Annotated in this window: 17 protein-coding genes; 14 read left to right on the plus strand and 3 right to left on the minus strand. The window is 64.1% G+C overall.

What is annotated here, in order from left to right:
• Positions 1 to 31: 31 nt before the first annotated feature.
• On the plus strand, positions 32 to 601 hold the full coding sequence (gene mobA, locus M3O59_RS10355) for a molybdenum cofactor guanylyltransferase (protein WP_116906472.1): 570 nt from the start codon (positions 32 to 34) through the stop codon (positions 599 to 601).
• On the plus strand, positions 585 to 947 hold the full coding sequence (locus M3O59_RS10360; protein WP_116906473.1) for a hypothetical protein: 363 nt from the start codon (positions 585 to 587) through the stop codon (positions 945 to 947). Before mobA ends, M3O59_RS10360 begins: the two co-directional genes overlap by 17 nt.
• 139 nt (positions 948 to 1,086) lie before the next feature.
• Here the strand turns inward: M3O59_RS10360 and M3O59_RS10365 are convergent, their stop codons facing one another.
• Positions 1,087 to 2,082 (minus strand): NAD(P)-dependent oxidoreductase, encoded by a 996-nt coding sequence (locus M3O59_RS10365; protein ID WP_249046740.1) that lies wholly within the window; start codon positions 2,080 to 2,082, stop codon positions 1,087 to 1,089.
• An 82-nt stretch (positions 2,083 to 2,164) separates the two neighbouring features.
• Between M3O59_RS10365 and M3O59_RS10370 the strand changes: the two genes are divergently transcribed.
• The 12 genes from M3O59_RS10370 (at position 2,165) to M3O59_RS10425 (ending at position 16,778) form a co-directional block, all read left to right on the plus strand.
• Positions 2,165 to 2,737, plus strand: a complete 573-nt coding sequence (locus tag M3O59_RS10370; protein ID WP_064629999.1) for an ANTAR domain-containing response regulator — start codon at positions 2,165 to 2,167, stop codon at positions 2,735 to 2,737.
• A gap of 4 nt (positions 2,738 to 2,741) precedes the next feature.
• The gene (locus tag M3O59_RS10375) at positions 2,742 to 3,839 is read left to right on the plus strand and encodes a CmpA/NrtA family ABC transporter substrate-binding protein (RefSeq protein WP_116906475.1); all 1,098 of its coding nucleotides are present in this window, start codon (positions 2,742 to 2,744) and stop codon (positions 3,837 to 3,839) included.
• 1,105 nt (positions 3,840 to 4,944) lie between these two features.
• A complete protein-coding gene (locus M3O59_RS10380) occupies positions 4,945 to 6,114 on the plus strand; it encodes a nitrate/nitrite transporter (RefSeq protein WP_181920629.1) in 1,170 nt (389 codons plus the stop codon).
• Positions 6,115 to 6,172: 58 nt separating this feature from the next.
• Positions 6,173 to 8,590 carry a nitrite reductase large subunit NirB gene (gene nirB / locus M3O59_RS10385; protein ID WP_249047106.1) on the plus strand — a complete coding sequence of 806 codons (2,418 nt, stop codon included), beginning with the start codon at positions 6,173 to 6,175 and terminating at the stop codon, positions 8,588 to 8,590.
• Complete coding sequence (gene nirD / locus M3O59_RS10390) at positions 8,587 to 8,955, plus strand: nitrite reductase small subunit NirD (protein WP_116906479.1); 369 nt, start codon at positions 8,587 to 8,589, stop codon at positions 8,953 to 8,955. Before nirB ends, nirD begins: the two co-directional genes overlap by 4 nt.
• Complete coding sequence (locus M3O59_RS10395; protein WP_181920630.1) at positions 8,952 to 11,762, plus strand: nitrate reductase; 2,811 nt, start codon at positions 8,952 to 8,954, stop codon at positions 11,760 to 11,762. Before nirD ends, M3O59_RS10395 begins: the two co-directional genes overlap by 4 nt.
• Before the next feature lie 81 nt (positions 11,763 to 11,843).
• The gene (gene cobA, locus M3O59_RS10400) at positions 11,844 to 12,590 is read left to right on the plus strand and encodes a uroporphyrinogen-III C-methyltransferase (protein WP_181920631.1); all 747 of its coding nucleotides are present in this window, start codon (positions 11,844 to 11,846) and stop codon (positions 12,588 to 12,590) included.
• A 596-nt stretch (positions 12,591 to 13,186) separates the two neighbouring features.
• Complete coding sequence (locus M3O59_RS10405) at positions 13,187 to 13,444, plus strand: KGG domain-containing protein (RefSeq protein ID WP_064630009.1); 258 nt, start codon at positions 13,187 to 13,189, stop codon at positions 13,442 to 13,444.
• Positions 13,445 to 13,649: 205 nt separating this feature from the next.
• Positions 13,650 to 13,805 (plus strand): hypothetical protein, encoded by a 156-nt coding sequence (locus tag M3O59_RS10410; protein WP_249047104.1) that lies wholly within the window; start codon positions 13,650 to 13,652, stop codon positions 13,803 to 13,805.
• A gap of 364 nt (positions 13,806 to 14,169) precedes the next feature.
• Positions 14,170 to 14,679 carry a ferritin-like domain-containing protein gene (locus M3O59_RS10415; RefSeq protein ID WP_064630011.1) on the plus strand — a complete coding sequence of 170 codons (510 nt, stop codon included), beginning with the start codon at positions 14,170 to 14,172 and terminating at the stop codon, positions 14,677 to 14,679.
• Between the two features lie 236 nt (positions 14,680 to 14,915).
• Positions 14,916 to 15,836: a M14 family metallopeptidase gene (locus M3O59_RS10420; RefSeq protein WP_116906481.1), complete on the plus strand. Its 921-nt coding sequence runs from the start codon at positions 14,916 to 14,918 to the stop codon at positions 15,834 to 15,836.
• Positions 15,837 to 16,079: 243 nt separating this feature from the next.
• Positions 16,080 to 16,778, plus strand: a complete 699-nt coding sequence (locus tag M3O59_RS10425) for a DUF1349 domain-containing protein (RefSeq protein WP_116906482.1) — start codon at positions 16,080 to 16,082, stop codon at positions 16,776 to 16,778.
• Positions 16,779 to 16,911: 133 nt separating this feature from the next.
• Here the strand turns inward: M3O59_RS10425 and M3O59_RS10430 are convergent, their stop codons facing one another.
• Positions 16,912 to 18,723 (minus strand): EAL domain-containing protein, encoded by a 1,812-nt coding sequence (locus tag M3O59_RS10430; protein ID WP_249054715.1) that lies wholly within the window; start codon positions 18,721 to 18,723, stop codon positions 16,912 to 16,914.
• 197 nt (positions 18,724 to 18,920) lie between these two features.
• Positions 18,921 to 19,079 carry a hypothetical protein gene (locus M3O59_RS10435; RefSeq protein ID WP_249061069.1) on the minus strand — a complete coding sequence of 53 codons (159 nt, stop codon included), beginning with the start codon at positions 19,077 to 19,079 and terminating at the stop codon, positions 18,921 to 18,923.
• Between the last annotated feature and the right edge of the window lie 316 nt (positions 19,080 to 19,395).

Here is a 19,395-nt window from a genome sequence, read left to right on the forward strand (position 1 = left end):
CGGTGCGTGACCTGCAACTTCGAGTTGCCGCATGACGCCGGTGCAGCCGTGGACGGGGGTGGTGCTGGCCGGCGGCCGTTCGTCGCGCATGGGGCAGGACAAGGCGCTGCTGCCATGGCATGGGCGCCCGTTGCTGGAACAGATGCAGGCGCTGCTGCGTAAGGCGGGGGCGCAGCAGGTCCTGGTCAGCGGCAACCGGCCTGATTACGCCGGGATTGCCGATGCCCAGCCCGACCTGGGCCCGCTCGGCGGCCTTGCGAGCGTGCTCGCGCGCGTGCCCGATGCGATCACGCTGGTGGTGGTTCCGGTGGATATGCCGCTATTGTCGGCCGCGTTGCTGAGCAAGCTCGTAGCGCCCTCGCAGCACCGTTGTGTGGCCTTCGAGGACCAGATGCTGCCGATGTGCCTGCGCATCGATGCAGGCGTGCGTGAGGCGCTGAGCATGCTGATGGCCGGCGCTGCACCGTCACGCTCGCTGCGCGCCTTGCAGCGTTCACTGCAGTGCCATCGCGTGGCTGTCACCGCCAGCGAACGTGCCGCGTTCGTCAATTGCAATACGCCCGAACAGTGGAGTGCGCTGATTCATGAGAATCCAGATTGAAGGCCAGCAGTTGCGGTTCCGTATCGATGAAGCCGAACTGGCCGAACTACTGGCCGGGCGCACGGTCGACAATGCGAGCCGGTTGCCGAGCGGGCAGGGCGCGCGGCTGGTGCGGCATAGCGTGAGCCTCACCGGTGGCCACGCGGCATGCAATTGCGCCACCGACCACTGGCAGTTGCTGGTGCCGCGCGGCGCGCTCGAAGAGCATGCGCGGCAACTGCCCAGCCGCGACGGCTTGCGCTTCACTTTCGATGCGGGTGCCGGGCACGCCGAAACCATGGCGCTGCACGTAATCTTCGATATCGATGTGCGCGACAGTGCGCGCAAACGATTTCCCAAAGAGTGATGCTGCATGCGGATAGCAGAGCACGGCTGCTGATGTTGCGGTGATGCGGCTGCGCAATGTTGCCAGCGTGACTACATCATGAATCGGCTGCGGGGCGTGCGACGTATTCATTGGCTCGGCGCCGATGAACACGCAGCGGTCAACCGGGCTCGTTGGCAGCGGCAATACCAGGCACCCGGTCGCAGGCCAGTCCGCGTGCACGCAACGCTGTGTCGATCGCATCCGCAGTTGCGCTGTCGTAACCGGCGCCGCTGCGCAGGGCGACCACGTGCAAGCCGTCGCTGGCCAGTTCCACGATCAACTGTTGTTGGGCTTCGGTTGCCTGCGGCAACGCACGGCGCGAGGCGTCGCGGCGCGCAAGCTCGAGGACTGCATCGGGAACGCCCTCGTCGATCAGCAGCACGTCGGCCAGATTCATCGCGCGCAGGGCTTTCAAGGTCAGCAGGCCCGGATCGCCGGGGCCGGTGCCCACCAGTTGCACGCTGCCACGCGCCGGGATGGCGCCGGCATCGTCGAGCGCGGCACTGAACGCGGCCTCGGCCGCTTGGTCATTGCCGGCCTGCAGCAACAACGGCACGTTGCCATCGATGACGCGGTCGAACCAGCGGCGGCGCCGGTTCATGTCCGGAAACTGGCTGCGGATACGCTCACGGTAGCGTGCGAACAGCCCGGCAAAGCGGCCAACCGAGGCATCCAGTTCGCGCTCAAGCCGCTCGCGCAGACGGCGCGCCAGCATCGGCGCGGCACCGGCCGAGGAGATGGCGATGATCAGCGGGTCGCGGTCCACGATGGCGGGCACCTGGTACGTCGACAACTCGGCATCGTCCACCACATTGACCAGCCGTTGCCGCGCACCTGCGGCGGCGGCCACGCGCTGATTCAAGTCGGTGTCGTCGGTGGCGGCCACCACCAGCCACACATCGTCGATCCATGCCGGGTCGAACGCGCCACCCAGTTGCTCGAAGCGGCCGGCCTGCATCAGCACCGCAAGCTCGGGCGAAAGCGCATGGGCATACAGGCGGATATGCGCCTGGGCCTTGAGCAGGGCCAGCACCTTGCGCGTGGCGACTTCGCCGCCACCGATGACCAGGACGGCACGCCCCTGCAGATTGGCGAACAACGGGAACAACGGCATCAGACACACTCCGAAAAGATGGCTCGCACCGAATGCATGTTGCATGGCACCATCAGGCCACGTCCACGCCTCGCTGCCGCCAATGCGTGTTTTGCTGGTCAACGATACCGAAAAGCCGATCGGCCAACTGCGCCAGGCGCTGACGCGCGCCGGCTACACGGTGCTTGACGATGTGGCATCGGTCGGCGCGCTGCTGCATGCGGTGCAGAGCCAGCAGCCGGATGTGGTGGTGATCGATGTGGATTCGCCTTCGCGCGACACCCTGGAGCAGTTGTCGATGCTGCATGCGCATGCACCGCGGCCGGTGGTGATGTTTTCCGGCGATGGCGACGATGCGTTGATCCACGCAGCGGTCGGCGCAGGCGTCACCGCGTATGTGGTGGATGGCCTGGCACCGGCGCGGCTGGCGCCGATCGTGCAGGTGGCACTGGCCCGTTTTGCCCAGGAAAGCAGCATGCGCAAGCGCCTGGACGATGTGCAGCAGGCGCTGCAGGACCGTAAGCAGATCGACCGCGCCAAGGGCTTGCTGATGGAAAAACGCGGCCTGAGCGAGGCCGATGCCTATGCGGCGTTACGCCAGCAGGCGATGAAACAGGGCGTCAAGCTGGTCGAAGTGGCGCGCCGCATCGTGGCCATGGCCGATTTGTTGGGGTGAATCTATGAGCCAAGCCGAACTACCCGTGTTGCGCGTTGCCTACATGCCGTTGATCGACTGCGCGCCGTTGGTCGCAGCGCAGCGCCTGGGCCTGGACCGTGCGCACGGCCTGCAGCTGGACTTGCAGCGGCAGGCCTCCTGGGCCGGTGTGCGCGACCGTCTGCTCGCGGGCGAAGTAGAGGCAGCGCATGCCCTGGCCAGCCTGGTGTATGCGATCGATCTGGGCATTGCCGGGCCGCAGTGCCCAATGGCCTTGCTGATGACGCTCAATCACAACGGCCAGGCGATCACGCTGGCACCTGCGCTGGCGCAGGTGTTGGCAGCCGGCCGCACGCTGCCGCAGGCACTGGCCGGGCTCGGGCGTCGCGCGGTGTTCGCGCAGACCTTTCCCACTGGCACGCATGCGCTGTGGCTGTATTACTGGTTGGCCGCAGGCGGGGTGGACCCGATGCGCGATGTGGATGTGCTCAGTATTCCGCCGCCGCAGATGCCGGAGGCGCTGACTAGCGGATTGGTCGACGGCTATTGTTCCGGCGAGCCGTGGGCAGCTGTGGCCGAAGCGCACGGCAGCGGCCGGCGGGTGATCCGCAGCGGTGAGTTGTGGCCCGGCCATCCGGAAAAAGTGCTGGCATGCCGACGCGAATTCGCTGCACTGCAGCCGGAGTTGAGCGAGCGCTTGACGGCCTGCGTGCTGGAGGCCTGCCGCTGGCTGGACGCCGCGCCGGCCAACCGCGCGCAGTGTGCGCAGTGGCTGGCCGAGCCGCAGCATATCGGGGTGTCGGCTGCGCATCTGGCGGCGTGTCTTGCCGCGGATGCTGAGGGCGAGGCTAATGCGGGTGCCAATACCATTGCGGACGACGCGACTGCGCTGGCGTTCCATCGCGGCGGTGCCGTGAACATGCCCTGGCTCTCGGACGGGGAGTGGTTCCTGAGCCAGTTCCAGCGCTGGGGCTGGCATACCATTGAAGACAACGACATCGCGCGGCTCCACGACATCCATCGGCTCGACAACTATCGCCGCGCTGCCGCACGTGTAGGTGTTGCGGTGCCGGATAGCGATCATCGCAGCCATCGGTTGTTCGATGCGCCTGAGAGCGATTGACCAACGGGGTGCTCTCTGCTGTCGTGGTCAGAGATTGAGACAAGTCAGACTTGGAGCGGCGCGTCTGCGCGTTTTCTGCAGGGCCCTTGCCCGCCCACCATCGCAGGACACGCTGCAAGTACGTCCCTGTAGCTCCGGCGCGGCATCCATGCTGCTCAAGGTCCCGCGACGGTGAGCGGGCAAGGACCAGTCACGATGGTCGTTGCGTAGAGTTTTCAATAAGACAGCCGGCAAACTGTCTGACCCGATGATTTCGTTCTTCAATGAGGGCACCGCGCCCTCGACGCTGCACCTTTGCTGCAGGGCCCTTGCCCGCCCACCATCGCAGGACATGCCGTGAATCCGTCCCTGGAGGCTCTGGCGCGGCATCCATGCCGCTCAAGGTCCCGCGACGGTGAGCGGGCAAGGACCAGTCAAGTTGGTCGTTGCGTAGAGTTTTCAACAAGCACCTAGTAATGGTCTGGCGCGGCGCCCTATTTTCTTTAATAAATCACCAGCCAACTATCTGGTGCGGTGTCCTTGCCGATTGCGGGACCGTTGGCGGCATGGATGCCGCCACCGAGCCCCCATGGATGGGTTAACGGCGTGTCCCGCGAGCGGTGAGGGCACCGCGCACTCGACGCTGCGAGACTGATTCGGTGTTTCGATCAAGCCTTTGATCCTCACAGATAAGCGTGCGATTGCGCCACAAGAGCAATAACGGATGGATAGCTTGTTTTTGGAAGTGCCAAATGCCGCGCCGTTGACTCATGCACGTTGTTGGTGCGTCGCTGCACGAAAGCCGGGAATGCTAAGCCGCGCCAGCTGCTATAGACGACAATGCAAAACCTCAGGAACCAACTAATAATCAAATACAGATCAAACACTTGCGCGCGGTGAGGCGCTGGTGAAAAACTTGGCACGCTGATTGCGTAGACCTCTCGTGCAGGTGCAACGGCGTACCTGCAACAACATGCAGACGATGCAGCGGATCAACGGCGACCCGCAGGCATCCAGGACAACGGCGTCCTTCCGGTTTACCGGAGGGGCGCCGTTTTTTTTGGCCATCGCACTCGAAGAGGTCTCTATGCAGCGCTCGTTCTGGCGATCAGGGCACACGCCCACGTTGTTCGCATCTTTCCTGTATTTCGACCTGAGCTTCATGGTGTGGTACCTGCTTGGTCCGCTGCAGGTGCCGATCGCGCAATCGCTGGGGCTGGATACGCAACAGCGTGCCTTGATGGTGGCCGTGCCGATCTTGTGCGGCGCGGTGTTGCGCTTGGTGCTGGGTATGCTGGCAGACCGCATCGGCGCCAAGCGGGCAGGCGTAGCGGCACAGCTGGCGGTGATTGCCTCGTTGTTCGGTGCATGGCAACTCGGTGTGCACAGCATGGGGCAGGTGTTGCTGCTGGGTGTGTTGCTCGGCATTGCCGGTGCTTCGTTTGCAGTGGCGCTGCCACTGGCCTCGCGCTGGTATCCACCCGAGCATCAGGGCACTGCGATGGGCATTGCAGGTGCGGGAAATTCCGGCACGGTGTTGGCTGCCTTGTTCGCACCGATGCTGGCGTTGGCATTTGGCTACCAGAACGTGTTCGGGTTGGCGTGCATCCCGTTGGTGCTCACCTTGATCGTGTTCGTGCTGATCGCCAGGGAAGCGCCCGCCGCAGTCGCACGCAAGCAGTGGTCGGATTACGGCCGTGTGCTGGTGGGCAACCGCGATGCCTGGCGTTTCATGTTTTTCTATTCGGTGACCTTCGGCGGCTTTTCCGGGTTTGCCAGCGCATTGCCTGGGTATTTCCACGACCAGTTCGGCTTCGATGCGCGTACGGCCGGTTGGGCCACTGCCGCTTGCGTATTGGCGGGCTCGGTGATGCGGCCATTGGGCGGCGTCATCGCAGACCGTGTTGGCGGTACCCGCGCCTTGCTCACGGTGTATCTGTTGGTTGCTGCGCTGGTAGGCATCGCCGGCTTCGGCGCTGGCGGCGCGATGGTGACGCTGGCGTTGTTCGTGCTGACCTTGCTGTGCCTGGGTGCCGGCAATGGCGCTGTGTTTCAGCTGGTGCCGCAGCGATTTGCACAGGACATCGGGGTGATGACCGGCCTGATCGGCATGGCTGGCGGTATCGGTGGTTTTGCGCTTGCCGCAGGGCTGGGCGTGCTCAAACAACACACCGGCAGCTACGCGATCGGCATGTGGGTTTTCGCTGCTTTTGCACTCGGTGGCTGGGCGCTGCTGGCCGGCGTCAAAACGCAGTGGCGTAGCGAATGGTCCACAGCCGGCGCGGCCCGCGTCTGACATGTCGACAGGAATCCAGGCAATGAAGCAACCCAGACTCGTCGTCATCGGCAACGGCATGGCCGGCATCCGCACCGTGGAGGAACTGCTCAAGCTGATGCCGGGCATGTACCGCATCACCGTGTTCGGCGCCGAGCCGCATCCCAATTACAACCGCATCCTGCTCTCGCCGGTGTTGGCCGGCGAGCAGGAGTTCGACGACATCGTGCTCAACCCGTTGCAGTGGTATCAGGACAACGGCATCCACCTGCATTTGAACAAGCAAGTCACGCGCATCGATCGCGTGCGCCGCCGCGTGATTGCCGCCGATGGCACCGAAGCCGAATACGACCGCCTGTTGATCGCCACCGGCTCGCTGCCGTTCGTGCTGCCGATTCCGGGCAACGACCTGAAAGGTGTGATCGGATATCGCGATATTCAGGACACGCGCACCATGATCGACACCGCGCGGATCAAGCAGCATGCGGTGGTGATCGGTGGCGGCCTGCTGGGTCTGGAAGCAGCCAATGGGCTGAAACTGCGCGGGATGGAGGTGACGGTGGTGCACCTGGCCGGCTGGCTGCTGGAACGCCAGCTCGACCCGGTGGCCGGCAACCTGCTGCAGCAGGCACTGCGTGCGCGTGGGCTGCACTTCAAGCTGAGTACCGCCACCAGCGCGCTGCTGGGCAATGCGCAGGGCGAAGTGATCGGTGTGAAGTTTGCCGATGGCAGCGAGATCCCGGCCGATCTGGTGGTGATGGCGGCGGGTATCCGCCCGAACACGCGGCTGGCCGAAGAGGCCGGCATCCACTGTTCGCGCGGCATCGTGGTCAACGACAGCCTGCAGAGCTTCGATCCACGCGTGTACGCGGTGGGCGAGTGCGCGAACCATCGCGGCATCGCGTACGGCCTGGTGGCGCCGTTGTTCGAGCAGGCCAAGGTGTGCGCGAATCATCTGGCGCAGTTCGGCATCGGCATCTATCGCGGCTCGGTCGCCTCGACCAAGCTCAAGGTCACCGGGATCGATCTGTTTTCGGCCGGCGACTTCATGGGCGGCGATGGCTGCGAAGAGATCGTGCTGTCCGACCCGGCCGGCGGCGTCTACAAGAAACTGGTGATCCGCGATGATGTGCTGGTCGGTGCGTGCCTGTATGGCGACACCAGCGATGGGGGCTGGTACTTCAAGTTGCTCAAGGACGGCACGCCGATCCAGGCGCAGCGCGATCAACTGATCTTCGGCGAAAGCGCGCTGGGCGACTCCGGCACCGGCGGCCAGGACCGCGCCAGTGCGATGTCCGAGAGCGACGAAGTGTGCGGTTGCAATGGGGTGTGCAAGGGCACGATTGTCAAAGCGATCAGCGAGCAAGGCCTGTTCACCGTCGACGAGCTGAAGAAGCACACCAAGGCGGCCAGTTCGTGCGGCTCGTGCACCGGCTTGGTCGAACAGATCCTGATGAATTGCCTGGGCTCCAACTTTCAGGAAACCTCCAAAACCAAGGCAGTGTGCGCATGCACCGACCTGAGCCATGGCGAGGTGCGGCGCGCCATCCGCGAGCACAAGCTGCTCACCCATGCGCAGGCCTACGCCTTTATGGAATGGCGTACCCCCAACGGCTGCGCCACCTGCCGGCCGGCGATCAACTACTACATGTTGTCGACCTGGCCGCATGAAGCCATCGACGACCCGCAATCGCGCTTCATCAACGAGCGCGCCCACGCCAATATCCAGAAAGACGGCACGTTTTCGGTGATTCCGCAGATGAAGGGCGGGGTGACCAATGCCGGCGAGTTGCGCCGTATTGCCGATGTTGCCGACAAGTATGCGGTGCCGATGGTCAAGGTGACCGGCGGCCAGCGCATCGATCTGCTCGGGGTCAAGAAAGAAGACCTGGTGGATGTGTGGCGCGATCTGGGCATGCCGTCGGGCCACGCCTACGGCAAGTCGATCCGCACGGTGAAGACCTGTGTGGGTAGCGAATTCTGCCGCTTCGGCACGCAGAACAGCACGCAGATGGGCATCGATCTGGAAACCATGCTGGCCAATATGTGGAGCCCGCACAAGGTGAAGCTGGCGGTCTCCGGCTGCCCGCGCAATTGCGCCGAATCCGGCATCAAGGACGTAGGCATCATCGCGGTGGATTCGGGCTGGGAGCTGCATGTCGGCGGCAACGGCGGCATCAAGACCGAGGTGGCGCGTTTCCTGGTCAAGGTGGCCACCGCCGACGAAGTGCGCGAATACACCGGCGCGTTTTTGCAGTTGTATCGCGAGCAGGCCTATTACCTGGATCGCACGGTGCACTACATCGCACGCGTGGGTCTGGATTACATCCGTGCGCAGGTGGTGGACGACGCCGCAAACCGGCGTGCGCTGTACGAGCGGCTGCTGTACTCGCTGGAAGGTCTGGTCGACCCATGGAAGGCGCGCATTGCCGGCGAGCGCCGGCAGGAATACCAACCGCTGCGCATCGCCGCGCCGGCCGCCACGGTGGAGGAATGAGCATGCACAAGCCAAACGCCTGGGTGCGTGTATGCGCCCTGCAGGAACTGCCGGCGCTGGGCGCGCGCGTGCTGGAGATCGAGGGCATTGCCCCGATTGCGCTGTTCCGTACCGCCAGCGACCAGGTATTCGCGCTACGCGACCGGTGCCCGCACAAGGGCGGGCCGTTGTCGCAAGGGATAGTGGCTGGCGACACCGTGACCTGTCCCCTGCATGGCTGGGCGATTGGCTTGCAGAGCGGGCAGGCCTGCGCGCCCGACGTGGGCTGCGCGCCGCGCTATCCGATTAAGGTGGAGGCCGATGCGGTGTGGATCGTGCTGCAGCCGGTAGAGCAGGACGATGCCGTGACCGAGCCGGCAACATGAGCGAAGGCCTTCAGCCACCGTCGCCAGCCAACGCGGCGCAGCCACCGACGGCAGGGCCGATGCATCGCATCACGCGCTCGACCTGCTGTTATTGCGGTGTGGGTTGCGGCGTGCTGATTCACAGCACGCACGATGTCGATGGCGAACGCATCGTCGGCATCGAAGGCGACCCGCTGCATCCTGCAAATTACGGCCGTCTGTGCAGCAAGGGTCTGGCGTTGCCGCAGACCGTCGCAAGCACGCAGGGGCGCGTTCTTGCGCCGGAGCTGCGCCGGCATCGGCAGGCGCAGCGTGCGGCGGTGAGCTGGGATCAGGCGCTCAGCCACGTGAGCCGCAAGCTGGCGGCGATCATCGAAGAACACGGCCCCGATGCGGTGGCGTTCTATCTCTCCGGCCAGTTGTTGACCGAAGACTATTACGTGTTCAACAAGCTCGCCAAAGGCCTGATCGGCACCAACAACATCGACACCAACTCGCGCCTGTGCATGTCCAGCGCGGTCACCGGCTACAAGCTCGCCTTGGGCGCCGACGGCCCACCCACCTGTTACGAAGATCTGGAGTTGGCGCACACCGTGCTGTTTGCCGGCAGCAACATGGCGTATGCGCATCCGGTGCTGTTCCGCCGGCTGGAAGAGGCGCGTGCACGCAACCCCGACATCCGTTGGATCGTGATCGATCCGCGGCGCACCGACACCGCGGCCATGGCCGATCTGCACCTAGCCATCGAACCCGGTACCGACGTCGCATTGTTCAACGGCATGCTGCATCACCTGATCTGGGAGGGTCTGGTGGATGCGCATTTTGTTGCGGCGCATACCGAAGCGTTCGATGCCCTCAAGCACATGCTGCGCGAGTACACCCCGCGCATGAGCGCCGAGATCTGCGGCATCTCGCATGAGGACCTGGTGCAGGCGGCCGAGTGGTTCGGGCGCAGCCCTGCAGCCTTGTCGCTGTACTGCATGGGCTTGAATCAGTCCGCGCATGGCACCGACAAGAACCTGGCGTTGATCAACCTGCATCTGGCCACCGGCCAGATCGGCAAGCCGGGCGCGGGCCCGTTTTCGCTGACCGGCCAGCCCAATGCGATGGGTGGGCGCGAGGTGGGCGGCATGGCGACGATGCTGGCGGCGCATCGCGAGATCGGCAATGCCGACGACCGCGCCGAACTGGAACGGTTGTGGGGCGTGCCGGCGGGACGCATTTCGCCCACTGCCGGGACACCGGCCGTGCAATTGTTCGAGCGCCTGCGTGCAGGCACGCTCAAGGCAGTGTGGATCGTGTGCACCAACCCCGTGCATTCGATGCCGGAGGTTGCCGGCATCCGTGCCGCGCTGGAACAGGCCGAACTGGTGATCGTGCAGGATGCGTTTTCCGGCAACGACACCGTGCCGTATGCCGATGTGCTGTTGCCGGCCGCCAGCTGGGGCGAGAAGGACGGCACGGTGACCAACTCCGAGCGGCGCATCACCCGCGTGCGCAAGGCTGTCGAGCCGCCCGGGCAGGCACGTGCGGATTGGTGGATTGCCAACGAAGTGGCGCGTCGTCTGGAAGCGCGCCTGGCCCCAGCGAGCGGGCAGGGCTTGTTCGCCTTCGACACCACAGCGCAGATTTTCGACGAGCATCGCGCCCTTACGGTTGGGCGCGATCTGGATATCGGCGGCCTGGATTACGCACTGCTGGATCACGGGCCGCAGCAATGGCCGTTTCCGGCGGGTGGCACGCAAGGGCAGGCGCGGCGTTACACCGATGGTGTGTTCGCACATGGCAACGGACGTGCGCGCTTCCACGTCACGCCGTATCGCAAGGTGGCCGAAGCCACTTCCGCGCGATTTCCGATGCGGTTGCTGACTGGTCGCCTGCGCGATCAATGGCACGGCATGTCGCGCAGCGGTCGAGTGGCGGCCGCATTCGCGCACAGCCCCGAGCCGGCGCTGCGCATGCACCCGGACGATGCTGCGCGGCGTGGGCTGGTGGCCGGTGAATTGATGCAGATTGCGAGCAAACGCGGCGCGTTGGTGCTGCCGCTGGAACTGTCGGACGAATTGCGCTCAGGCACCGTATTTGCGGCGATGCATTGGAGCGGGCAGAGCCTGTCCAGCGGCGGCATCAACGAGGTCAGCACGCCTGCAGTGGATGCCCGCTCGTATCAGCCCGAGCTCAAGCACGCCGCCGTGCGGGTGGAAAAGGCCGTGTTCGGCTGGCATCTGTTGGCGGCGCGGCGCGGCGATGCAATCGCCTTGCAGCAGGCGTTGCAGCCGTTGCTGCGCGACTGCGGTTACGCCTCGCTGCGCCTGCATGCAGAGCCGCCGGACGCTACCAACCGCGATGCGGGCGGGCAGTGGGCGGTGCTGCATGCAGCCTGCGAACATGCGCCCGAGGCCGCATGGATCGATCGGCTGATTGCCGCGTTGCAACTGCCGGCCGGTACGGACGTGCTGGAATATCGCGATCTGCGTCGCGGGCTGATGCGCCGTGTCGGCTGGCGCACGCAACACGGCCATGACTACATCAAGGGCGTTCTGCTCAGCGCCGCGCAGCCCAGCGAGACCAACCGATCGCTGCTCACCACCGCACTGGCCGGCAGGCCCTGGCGCGGTGCGCGGCTGTCGGTGTTCGCGCAAACCCGCAGCACGCCCAGCGACCCGATCGTGTGCACCTGCATGCATGTGTCGGCCACCGCGATTCACGCCGCCATCGACGACGGCGCCGATGTCGCGCAGCTCAAGCAACGCCTGGGCTGCGGCACCGTGTGCGGCTCCTGCGTGCCGCAACTCGCCCGGCTGTGCCGGCGAACACGGCTTGCATGAGCGCAGCCTTTCCCTGAGCGCACTTTCCCTCCACACACTGCGAGATCCCTCATGTCAGTCACACCTTCCTGCGCGCGTGATGTGGTGTTGTTGTCCGCCGGCCCCGGCGATCTGGAATTGCTCACCATCAAGGCGGTGAAGGCGCTGGCGTCGGCACAGGTGCTGCTGCTGGACGATCTGGCCAACCCGCAGATCGTCGAACTAGCACCGCAGGCACGCGTGATCCGGGTCGGCAAGCGCGGTGGATGCCGTTCCACGCCGCAAGAGTTCATCTGCCGGTTGATGCGGCGCTACGCATTGCAGGGCCTGCGCGTGGTGCGCGTCAAAGGGGGCGATGCGCTGCTGTTTGGCCGCGCTGGCGAAGAGATCGGCTTCCTGCGCCGTGCAGGTGTCGGCGTGCAGGTGATCAACGGCGTGAGCGCGGCTTTCGCGGCGGCGGCGGCGCTGGAAGTGTCGCTGACCCATCGCAGCCACTGCCATGGCATCACCTTCGTCACTGCGCACACGCGCGACCATGGCGAGCCGAACTGGGGCGCGCTGGCGGCCAGCGGAACCACGCTGGGCATCTACATGGGGCTGCGCCGCGCAGATGCCCTGGCCCGCGCATTGCTCGCGCATTTGCCGGCCAGCACGCCGGCCGCCATCGTACAGGCGGCAACGCGACCGGAGCAGCAACGTCGCCTCACCACCCTGGGCGAACTCGGGATGACAGCCAGTGCACTGTTGCCGGGTCTGCCGACCTTGTTGTTGGTGGGAGACGCCTTGTCCGAGGCCGCTGCTGCATGCGACGACCGCCATGCTGCGGTGGTAGAGCAGGCGGTGGGTTGAAAGTGGCAGAGCAACCTGTGCAGCAGTAAAACAGCTGAGGTACGGACGGCCAGCGATTCGCGACGGCGCTGTTTGACCGCGTCCACGGCGAGAGGCCGAGCGGTTTGCCGGGGTCAACGCCGCGCGCGTGGCGATGGGCCTGGCACGGCAGGCGCCCGGCAACGGTCTGGTGCCCGATGCCGGTGATCAGGGGCATGCCCAACTCCTCGACGGACTTGCGGCAGCCTTCAAGGCGAGCCTGGGGGTGTTTTCCGTAGGGCTAACCGATCGCTGCGGTGTTCGGCAACGGTGCGGATGGTCGGGAAAGGTCAGGTGCTGGGGCGACGATTCACGGCCATTGTGTCTGCAGGCTCACCTCGCCGCGCTTCGGTTGCTTACACGACCCGCACCACCGACGCCGCTTGGTAGCGCTACCCATTCAAGAGGTGGTGCCGCGCATCCGGTGCAGTGAAGGTGTGCAAGATTTGCACAGCGAGCGCAGCCGTTTTTTCCTGCATCCAGTTGCACTGCACCACGGCGCACGCCTTTCCGGGTTGGCACGAATGTTGCGGTAAGCCTATTACCCAGGCGTAACCGAAGCATCGAGAGGAGGCACAGTGGAAGACGCACAGAACAGTACCCGTAGCCGGCGCGGCTTTGCCGCATTGGATCCGGAAAAGCGTCGTGTGCTGGCAAGCAGCGGCGGCAAAGCTGCACATGCCAGCGGCAATGCGCACGAATTTACCAGCGACGAAGCACGCGAAGCGGGTCGCAAGGGCGGCCAGGCCGTGAGCCGCGACCGCGATCACATGTCGCGGATCGGCAGCAAGGGTGGGCGTTCCAAGCAGGCCAAGCCGCAGGAAGAATCCGCGTAATCCAGTCGTCGGTACGCCTCAGGCGTGCCGATCCTGGCGACCGTGGCCAAGGGGCGCAACGCGATTGCAGCGTGGCGCCCCTGTTTTTTAGGCGTAAACGCACCCGAGACTGACACGCTGCGCGACGCAATCGATTGCAGGTCATTGCGGTCGGTCCTCCCGAACGGAGCAGGGTGAGTACTTGGGCGATGAATGTGTGCTTGCTATGCAACGCATCAAGCGCAAGCAGGAAATTTTTGCAGCCTGCTTGAAGACCGACATCGATTGCAGTGAAAAATTTCACTGTTCTCGCAAGACCGCTTCGCACGGCTGCAGAATTGCCGGCTGCCCGGATCCGTTGCACCGGGCCGCCGTTGCGTGACGCGTCCGCAATCGCTGCGGCGCCTCGATGCACCCCGACCTCTGACGTGAAGGCGAAAGATGCGACGCGCGCCATGCGCGTTGCGGATCACGAAAGATCACAGTAGCCGCTGCATCTTCATGTGGCCTGTGGATGACCGATCCATCACGCGCTGTCCGAGACTCCGCTACGCCGCGTTGGCACACGCTGCCGGTGCCTGTTCACTCGTTTGCAGAACGTGCCGCTCACGCATTTGCCACCGGGTCGGAAGGCCGGAAGTGTCAATGCCGTGTAGACGACGCACGCCTCATTCACCTAAAACAGCCGCGTCTTTCATGCATGGCCTTGCAGGCTGGATGCATTGCAGACACACAGGAGAACCGGCATGGCAGAACCCCAAGAAAATTTGATGGACTGGTTGCGCGACGCACACGCGATGGAGCAGCAGGCAGAGCAGATGCTCAAGGCCCAGGCCGCGCGCATCGAGCATTACCCGCAGCTCAAGGCACGCATCGAGCAGCATCTGGAAGAGACTCTAGGTCAACAGCGTCTGGTCGAATCGTGTATCGAACGGCTGGGTGGCTCGCCGTCGGTCATCAAGGACACCATGGGCAAGATGGCTGCGTTCGGCCAGGCCATGGGGGGCATGACCACCTCCGACGAAATCGTCAAGGGTGCGATGGCCAGCTATGTGTTCGAGAACCTGGAGATCGCGACTTACACCGCCTTGCTGGGTGCCGCCAGGACGGTGGGCGATGTCGAGACGCAGCGCGTGTGCGAGCAGATATTGCCGCAGGAGCAGGCCATGGCCGACTGGCTGCTGGCCCATCTGCCGGAGCTGACCGAAGAGTTCCTGGTGCGCGACGCCACCCCGGGTGTCACTGCGAAGAAGTGACCACCACCGCCTTGGAGCGGCCAACAGAACGACTGCGCAGTCACCAGACACGCGCGGGCGGTGCTTGAATCGGCATGTACCATTCGTGCAATGCACGCTCCTGCACGCTGCCGCAATTGCTTGCCACGTTCTGTCGGCCGCTCTCAGGCACGTTATACCGGCCCCGCTTTGCGGGGCTTTTTGTTTCTGCGCGCAGTGCGCTTACCCTTGAGGCTTTCCTGGCACTGGGTTCCGCAATGACGACCAACGCAACCTATCCGATCGGCACGCCCGGGCAACCCTGGGGCGAGCCGGAGCGCAGCGCCTGGCGCGCGCGCCAGTTGCAGCAGCGCAGCTATGCCGACGATGTCGTGCAGCAAATCGAGGCCTTGGATGCACGCTATCAGCGTGTGCTCTATGGAGCCATCGACCACACACCAACCGATTACCCGCTGCTCGCACTGCGGAGTGCGCCTTGGGATGAAAGTCTGCCGTGCGTGCTGGTGACCGGCGGCGTGCACGGTTACGAAACCAGCGGCGTACAAGGTGCGCTGCAGTTCCTGCAACAGCGTGCCGCCGACGATGCCGGCAGATGCAACCTGCTGGTCGCACCGTGCATCAACCCGTGGGGCTACGAGCGCATTCAGCGCTGGAATGCCGCGGCAGTGGATCCAAACCGTGCGTTCCGCGCCAACAGCCCTGCCGAAGAGTCGGCCGCGCTGATGCGGCTGGTGGCTGCAACCACGGGCCAGATGCTGCTGCATATCGATCTGCACGAAACCACCGATAGCGATGAGAGCGAGTTTCGCCCCGCCCTGGCGGCACGCGATGGTGCGGCGTTTGTTCCGGGCAGCATTCCCGATGGATTTTATCTGGTCGGCGATAGCGAAGACCCGCAACCGGCCTTCCAGCAGGCGGTGATCGCGGCGGTGGCGCAGGTGACGCATATCGCGCCGGCCGATGCGGACGGGCAGCTCATCGGCGCACCGGTGGTGGGGCATGGCGTCATCAACTACCCGGTGCGGCGCTTGGGCTTGTGCGCCGGTGTCACCGATGCGCGGTACCGCACCACCACCGAGGTCTACCCGGACAGTCCAAGTGCCACTCCGGAACAATGCAATGCCGCGCAGGTAGCGGCAATTTGCGCGGCAATCGACTATGCCTTGGCGCACGGTTGAGGGCAGGGCGCGTGGAAGTAGTGAACCAGTGCTGCGCAGTGTCCAGTGCACGTGGCACCTCGCCACGCGCCCGGCCTGAGTCTCTTGGCGCGCGCTTGATCGCTAGCGGTGCGCATGCCATCAAGCTCGGCAGTGAGTCAGTGCGTGAGCGGGCGGATGTCCATCAACGCATGCCTGCATGCATGCAAGCTTGCAGGTGCAACGCCTACACTACTGCAGCCATGAATCGCAGGAGCGCGGTCGATGCACGATGATGCAGTCAATGGCATACGCAGGCGGGTGATCGGTAGCATGGCCGGGATGGCGCTCAGTGGGCGCGCGTTCGCACAACACGCCAAACAGGAGAAAGCGATGACGCAGGACAGCGGCTGGCACGGCGGCACCTGGCTCAACCGGCCGAAGACGCTGCATGTCGAGGGCGATACGCTGGATGTGGTTACCGATCAGGCAACCGATTTCTGGCGCAAGACGCACTACGGCTTCATCCGCGACAGTGGGCATTTTCTCGGCATCAACGCTGGCCCTCGCTTCACCGCGCAGCTGCGTGTGCGCGCCCAGTACGAAGCGCTGTACGACCAGGCCGGCATCATGGTGCGTGTGGACGAGCAACACTGGGTCAAGGCCGGGATCGAACTCAGCGACGGGCGCGCCATGCTCAGCAGTGTGCTGACCAACCCGGTCTCGGACTGGGCCACGGGCCCGTACGAAGCAGACCCCAAGGATTTTGGGATCCGCGCAACGGTTGCCGATGGCGTGCTGCGCTTTCAGGCCTCTGCCGACGGCCGCAGCTGGCCGCTGGTGAGGCTGTGCCCGTTCCCGGTGGCACGCGAGTGTCTGCTCGGACCGATGTGCTGTACGCCGGAACGCGCCGGGTTGAAAGTGCGTTTCTCGGACTGGGCGCTGACTGCGCCACTCGGCAAAGACCTGCACGATCTCAGTTGAGCGATCTGGCCGGCGCCGTGCGCGCTCGCTGTCGAGTGACAGATAGCCAGGACATCGCAGCGGTGGGCCGCGCCAGCATGCCGACACGCTGGCGCGGTGCAGCGTGTTCAACGACCGGCACCGCCGCTCTCGCTCAGGACAGACGCTGCAGCGCTGAGGTCGCCTGGACATAAGCGGCCACCAGCTGCGCCTCCATCGGTTTGCAGAGCAAGTAGCCCTGCGCTTCATCGCAGCCCCAGCTACGCAGCAGCGCGATTTCGTCGGCGTGCTCCACGCCTTCTGCCACGGTTCGATAGCCCAGCGCATTGGCCAGCCGCACCACGGCTTCGGCGCGCAGTTGCATGCCGGCCTTGGTGGCGATGCCGGTGACCAGCGAGCGATCGAGCTTGAGCACGTTGACCGGCAATTCGGTCAGGTAACCGAAATTGCTGTAGCCGGTACCGAAGTCGTCGATGGCCACGCTGACACCGGCATCACGCAAGGCGCGCAGCCGCGGTACTGCCTCCACATTGCTGCGCAACCAGCGGCCTTCGGTGATTTCCAGCTCGATCCGATGGGTGGGAATGGCCAGTTCCCTGCAGCGGTTGATGACATCCGCAGCGAGATTGAGGTTGCCGAAATCGCGTGAGGACAGATTGATCGAGATGGAGAAATCCAGCCCGTGCGCGCGCCAGTTGGCCAGTTGCACCAAGGCGGTTTCGATCACCCAGTTGGTGACCGTGCACATCAAGGCGGTCTTTTCGAACAGCGGGATGAATTCATCGGGGACGATCGGGCCAAGACTGGCATGGTGCCAGCGCAGCAGGGCCTCGAAACCGGTCACCGACAGGTCGGCAAGGTCGATGCGCGGCTGGAACACCAGCCGGAAATCGCCGGCCTCCAACGCACGTTCGGCGTCCAATGCCAGACGATAAGAGCGCTGAATCGCATCGTCGTGCAAAGCGCTGTACCAGCACACGATGGCGTGGTTGTTGATCGCATCGCCCAAGGCCACCAGCCCCTTGCGCATCACATCGTTGGTGTCGGGCTGTTGCGGCGCGAAGCGCACCACGCCGGCATGAAAGGTCAACGACATCGGCACGCCAGCCGCATCCACCGGCTGATGCAGCATGTCCCTGAGATCGAGCAGCAGGTCTTCCATTTCGTCGGGCGCGGAGTTCAACAGGAAAAACGCAAACCGCATCGGTGCCACGTGATACACGGTGGCCTTGCCGCGCAATGCGCGGGTCAGCACATAGCTGGCATGGCGGATCAGTTCTTCCAGCGGTTGCATGCCCAGCGCCTGACGCGCCTCGTTGGCGGCCTGGGTGTCATAGACCTCGATGAACGCGGCGATGGTCGGCAGGCAATGACTGCCGAAGGCGAGGGCATCCAGATCCGATTGCAGCTGACGCGCATTGAGCAGGCCGCTATGCGGCTCGCGGCGGCCGGCACCGAATTGCAATTCGAGTTGCGCAGCCGCCACATTGGCGAACATCAGCAGTTGTTGATGCTCCTGGCTGGCCAGACGGCGCTCACGCGTATCGACCACACACAAGATGCCGGAGACGCCGGTTTGCGGCGTGCCGACCGGCACACAGGCGATGAAGCGCGCCGGCAATCCGGGGAAGGCCGCATCGCCCAATTGAATCGTTGCAAGCGCGGTATGGCCGATCAACTCCGAAACGCCGTTGGCGGCGGCATTGACCTGACAACACGACGCGATGGCCTGTTCGACATGGCCGATGCTGATGCCGCGTGCCGCCAGCACGCGCAAGCGGCCGCCTTCTGTGATGGTCAGCGCTGCGGCAGGCGCGACAAGCGCGTGGCAGACCAGGCGCGCGATCTGATCGAGAGGCTCCATCCCACCCAGATCGATCGGCACGCCGGACCAGTCGAAGTGCCGTTCCTGCGCTTTTTCGTCTAGAGCAAGCATCATGTCGTCAGGGTCCGTGTTGAAGATCACACACTGCATGGCTACTAGTAACAAACCGGAGTCATCGGTAGGTGACGAAGGACTGGAATCCGCGCCTCATCGAATATCCAACGTAATGCCTGAAAAAAACGGTAACACGGCAGCGAGCTCGGCACATTGTCTGGCAGTTAATTGACGCATACAAATATTCCATTCCAGCGACCGGCATCGAACGTAGTGCAGTGGTATTAATCGCGCAAACGATTGCATGACAAGACATTCTGACCGCCGTGCGATAGAAGCCGAATCTTGCAGCGCAGCATCGACGAATAAAAACGAAATTTCCCGTTCGGCCCGCTATACGCGCTGCGCTCCTGCATCAGCCCGCTTTGAATATCCAGGCTCATCCAATCGAATACCGCGCATAACGTGGAGAATTGCCCATTTTTTCGGTGAGAATGATGCAGCGGGGAACGTGCGCCAGTCCGGATGAGTCACGCAATTCCATTAGCGAGCCGGAGCAAACCAGTCGACAGTTTGTGCGTGTGTAACGGATGAGTTTGTGGTTAGTGATATTCAGCACAGTTTCAGCTGCGCGGCTTCGCCTATTAATCGCATCAGATTCGATTTCGGGATTGGTATTAATCGACGTCGCGTTTTAACTATCCGGGATGGAGTAGCGAGCGCTGCTTTAAACCGACTCAACCATTAATCAACTCTCGT

Source organism: Xanthomonas nasturtii, assembly GCF_023337365.3.
Classification (GTDB): domain Bacteria; phylum Pseudomonadota; class Gammaproteobacteria; order Xanthomonadales; family Xanthomonadaceae; genus Xanthomonas; species Xanthomonas nasturtii.